1 protein-coding gene is annotated in these 213 nt (G+C 66.2%); it reads left to right on the top strand.

Annotation, left to right across the window (positions count from 1 at the left end; all coding sequences use genetic code 11):
• On the top strand, window positions 1-190 hold a 190-nt coding region (locus MFF64_RS37675; protein ID WP_273557228.1), incomplete at its 5' end, for an acyl-CoA dehydrogenase family protein.
• Window positions 191-213: the final 23 nt, after the last annotated feature.

Genomic DNA, 213 nt, shown 5'->3' with positions numbered 1-213 from the left:
GATGAGGAAGAGGTGGGGCGCCGAGATGCGGGAGCGGTTCGCGTGCCTCTGCCTACCGACTCAGGGCGGTTACGGCTACCTGACGGAGTACCGCGTCGCCAAGGCCTTCACCGACGGCCGTATCCAGACCATCTACGGCGGGACGACCGAGATCATGAAGGAGATCATCGGCCGCTCGCTGCTTGCCTGAACCCCCCCCCAGGAACGACCCCC

Origin of the sequence: Methylobacterium frigidaeris (assembly GCF_022179185.1) — a bacterium.
In the GTDB taxonomy this organism is placed as follows: Bacteria; Pseudomonadota; Alphaproteobacteria; order Rhizobiales; family Beijerinckiaceae; genus Methylobacterium; species Methylobacterium frigidaeris.
Note: the sequence above shows the minus strand (reverse complement) of the source record. Positions and strands in the feature narration are given on the sequence as shown.